The 3705-nt window shown below is 45.3% G+C and carries 6 protein-coding genes; 2 read left to right on the top strand and 4 right to left on the bottom strand.

All coding sequences use genetic code 11. The features are described 5' to 3' along the window. Positions 1 to 609 (top strand): type I restriction endonuclease subunit R, EcoR124 family (locus tag ACU01J_RS21520; protein ID WP_481087442.1); only part of this gene is annotated, 609 nt, incomplete at its 5' end. A 78-nt stretch (positions 610 to 687) separates the two neighbouring features. Then, entirely contained in the window at positions 688 to 1074 is a 387-nt protein-coding gene (locus ACU01J_RS21515; protein WP_481087441.1) for a hypothetical protein, read from the top strand. 114 nt (positions 1075 to 1188) lie between these two features. Here ACU01J_RS21515 and ACU01J_RS21510 read toward each other — a convergent pair whose 3' ends face one another. From ACU01J_RS21510 to ACU01J_RS21495, 4 genes are all read right to left on the bottom strand, one after another. Further along, positions 1189 to 2067, bottom strand: a complete 879-nt coding sequence (locus ACU01J_RS21510; protein WP_481087440.1) for an LPD25 domain-containing protein — start codon at positions 2065 to 2067, stop codon at positions 1189 to 1191. Between the two features lie 19 nt (positions 2068 to 2086). Continuing rightward, the gene (locus tag ACU01J_RS21505; protein WP_481087439.1) at positions 2087 to 2698 is read right to left on the bottom strand and encodes a hypothetical protein; all 612 of its coding nucleotides are present in this window, start codon (positions 2696 to 2698) and stop codon (positions 2087 to 2089) included. Positions 2699 to 2775: 77 nt separating this feature from the next. Next, positions 2776 to 3021, bottom strand: coding sequence for a hypothetical protein (locus ACU01J_RS21500; RefSeq protein ID WP_265689504.1), 246 nt, complete (start codon positions 3019 to 3021; stop codon positions 2776 to 2778). A 97-nt stretch (positions 3022 to 3118) separates the two neighbouring features. Further along, positions 3119 to 3613 carry a DUF2787 domain-containing protein gene (locus ACU01J_RS21495; protein WP_481087257.1) on the bottom strand — a complete coding sequence of 165 codons (495 nt, stop codon included), beginning with the start codon at positions 3611 to 3613 and terminating at the stop codon, positions 3119 to 3121. Positions 3614 to 3705 lie beyond the last annotated feature (92 nt).

The following is a 3705-nucleotide window of genomic DNA, read 5'->3' as shown; positions in this document are numbered from 1 at the left end:
ATGCCAACAGAAAGAGCGATACAGGATTACCGTTCAACTTATAACGATATTCGAGACTGGCTCAGAAAAGAGAAAGCGGGAAATGAGCAGAGTCAATCAACCTTGGATTGGGATGGTATTACCTTTGAAGTAGACCTACTAAAATCACAAGAAATTAACTTAGATTACATTCTTGAGTTGATTTTCGACCACAATAAGAAAAGCAAAGATAAAGCTATGCTTGTTGAGGAGGTACGCCGCTTAATTCGAACGAGCCTTGGCAACCGAGCAAAAGAAAGCTTGCTGGTGGATTTCATCAACCACACAAACCTTGATGACATTTTAGACAAGCCAAGCATTATTGATGCGTTTTTTGCTTTCGCTCAAAAGGAGCAAAAAAAAGAAGCTCAACACCTCATTGAAAGCGAAGGGTTGAATGTTGAGGCGGCCAAGCGATACATTATGACCTCATTAAAGCGAGAATACGCCAGCGAGAACGGCACACAGCTGAATGATGCTTTACCGAAAATGAGCCCACTGCATCCTCAATATCTAACGAAAAAACAAGTCGTCTTTGAAAAGGTCGCGGCTTTTGTGGATAAGTTTAAAGGGGTGGGAGGCGAGCTGTAGAGCTGGAAGAGCTTAAAGGCAGTTTAACAGTTCGGCGGTCATTGTACTGACGGCGAAGGGCGTACGAAAGGAAAGGTTATGGTTCAGGATCAATCATCAGGTGCAGCAGCAAACGATTGGGGCCGGAAAACAGCCCATGCTATTGCGGATAAACTTGGTACTTCTATTCAGTCTAAAAATAGTAATGAGTGTATTTACAAAAACAGTAAGGTGGTCATTAAGTGTGCAAAACTCAACACGAACAGTATCGGTGTTACCTACAAGATGTTAGAACGACTGGACTATGTTATAGGGGCGTTTCAGCAAGAAAGTGGCGACTTTGAATTATTTCAATTACACGCATCAATATATGAACGGTCTATGCGTGCAACCGCTTCTACAGGTGCTGCAAAAGGCAAAGTAGGTATTGTTCGTCAGACCGTGTTCGAAGATCAAGGTGTAAGTTTGGGATCTTTGATTATTTAAAATTCCTAGAACACTGCATTTAAAAAATGATTGTACAGACACGCTTTCATATTTTGATGATTGAAAAAATAAAACCCACTCCTGAGAGAGGCGGATTGATCGCCTCTCTCTTTTTTATTCAGGTATCGCCAGCTCACCTAATGGCACGTATTGCGCTTTGTTTTCTGTTCGGTAAAAGCTGATTTTCTTTATCTTCCAGCCATAGCGTAGATACTTGGTGTCGGTCAGATAGTAGCCTTCTCCCATTGAAAACCGCTCTCGATGCTCCACACTTTTCTCTTTGTCATTCAGAAATACCGTCTCGGGGTGATTGAGGCTCGCTTTACGCATTTCTGAAAACAGATGTCTGTTGTGTTTCGACCAGGCCAGTATGATGGTCTTCAACGTTTTGGTATGAAACTCACCCGCATACGGCTCACTGATTTCGGCATCATAGTCGGTGAGTGTCGCCACAATCACGCCTTTCGCCCACGATGGTACTTCTAAAGCCTCTTGAAATGCCTCTTCCGCTTGTTGGTGCTCACGCCACGCTTTTTCTCGCTCCTGTTGTTTGGCCGCTTCTCTAGCCGCCTCCTCAGCTTTGGCTTGCTCTTCGACCTGCTTAATCTGCATACGACCAAGGTCTACGAGCGTATAGTCTAGTGCGTACGTCCTAATGAATCGAATGAGCTGCTGGTGGTGCTTGTCATGCAGCCATCGCTTATCGGCTTCATCTTTGTGTATATGGTAGTAGCTGAGCGTACTTAAACAGTGCTCCGCAAAACCATGGTCATTACCACCACAGCCTAAATCTAAGCGACATTCGTGCTGGTGGTCATTATCAAAGGTGACGGTCACTTTGGTTTTATCGTATCCCCCTGATGGATTGGTCTTGGCGACGTCTAATGCCTTGGCTTCAAAGTCAGCAAAATCATACTCAGTCTCAGAATCAAAGACTCTGGATTCTGACCAATGAACATAAACGGTGAGCGGTTGAATGGTTTTTTCTGCCATGATTGGTATTCCTTTTTCGTTATAGAGGTGAAACTGACAAGACACTGAGCATCGGCGTCTGTTTGAGTTGTTGGTTGTCGAGGTAGAACACGCTCAAGCCTTGGTTACTTAGGCATAGCTTGGTGGGAGCAGCATTAAGGCATTGCCCAATGAGGGTAAAACGAAGGGGTTGATTCTGGATGAGAGCGAGTTTGATGGTCTTTAGTAATGAGTGGTAACGTGTGTGTTCAGTGGGCAAGTCCACCTCAATGCAACGTAACCACTGCCGATACGTATCACTCTCTTGGGAGTCCATCTCACTTTGTTCAAACAAGACTTGGTATTGCAATTGGGTACTTTCCGGTAACAGGCAAGCAAAGTAACGAGCGATGAGCGTTAACATTAGACTGTCGTATTGCGCTGTGACCCACGGCAGTGGTGTGGCGCGTTTAAAACAGTCTTTGCCCTCTTGCTGCGTTTTTTCGGCGTAACCTAAATCCACGAGGATGTTTAACCATCGTCGAATCGTATCAGGGGATTTCCCTATCCCAAGCGCGTCTGAAACATCACACAGACTCTCTAAGGATTTGGGGTAACGAGTTGGAAGCTGAGCTAACAATAAGAAGACTGCTTCAATAATGGATGGGGGCATGACTGTGCTCCTATAGAATAAAAAAAGCCACAACCGGTTAGGCTGTGGCTTGAGTGAACATTAAGAATGAATGGAACTTACTCCTCGTCGTAGCGCTCGTGAGTGATTAACGGATGGTCATGGGTTGGATAGTCAGGCAACTCTGGCTTGTCTTCTTCCAGTGCTTTATCTATCAGGGCGGCTGAAGTGCCAATCGCGGTTGACACCGCAAAACCGGCTGCACTGATGGTGCCGATTGCGCCAAAGACAGGCGCAGCCGTGATGACACCTGCGACACTCGCTGTTGCTGCGACCGCTTTACCGACGGTTTGATACCAAGACATATGTGTCTCCTTGTTTTGTTGAGTGGGTATAAAAAAGGCCACCTCGAAATGAGATGGCCTTATTGAAGGTGGATAGATTGAAATGGGTGATGCTTTGTCATTGGCGACTCACGGTAATGTGGTCATACGCGTCCATCGCCATGTACGCCAGAAAGTTATGCTCCCAAAGCTGATACAGCTCTTTTGCAGCACTGTCCTCTTTAATGGGTGCCCAGCCTTGCTGGTGGTGGGCAAACCATTCACCTCGGCTAAAATCAAAATCGAGCCCTCGCTCTAATTCAGGGTAGTGATTGCCGATATAAGCAAAGTCAGTGATGTAGCTGTAATGCCAGGCACCATCGCTGTGTTTATTGAGGCAGATTTCAACCGGATGAAAACCACCTTGCTCAGCGCTATAACTGGCATCTCGAAAGTTAAAGATAATACCATCAGCATCAATTAGTGAATCAGCAAGCTCATCATCTAACGTAAGCTGGTGTGCTAGCGTTGTCACAATAAATTGTGTCAGTGCATCTGAGACAGGCAGCAATGACGCTTTGATGTTGGTGGTAAGAAAGCCTATTTGGCTTCGGATTAACAGTTGTTTAGACATAATGCGCCCTCCTACAGGCAGTAAGATAATGGAATTTAAAATAGAATGGTTTAGTTCGAGCCAGAACGACTCATGATAAAGCGGCCATTGAC

The organism is Vibrio sp. 2433-A1 (assembly GCF_056726085.1).
Note: the sequence above shows the minus strand (reverse complement) of the source record. Positions and strands in the feature narration are given on the sequence as shown.

Coding starts and splice junctions, on each gene's coding strand:
- ACU01J_RS21500 (WP_265689504.1), bottom strand. CDS start 3,021: ATGTCTTGGTATCAAACCGTCGGTAAAGCGGTCGCAGCAACAGCGAGT.
- ACU01J_RS21510 (WP_481087440.1), bottom strand. CDS start 2,067: ATGGCAGAAAAAACCATTCAACCGCTCACCGTTTATGTTCATTGGTCA.
- ACU01J_RS21495 (WP_481087257.1), bottom strand. CDS start 3,613: ATGTCTAAACAACTGTTAATCCGAAGCCAAATAGGCTTTCTTACCACC.
- ACU01J_RS21505 (WP_481087439.1), bottom strand. CDS start 2,698: ATGCCCCCATCCATTATTGAAGCAGTCTTCTTATTGTTAGCTCAGCTT.
- ACU01J_RS21515 (WP_481087441.1), top strand. CDS start 688: ATGGTTCAGGATCAATCATCAGGTGCAGCAGCAAACGATTGGGGCCGG.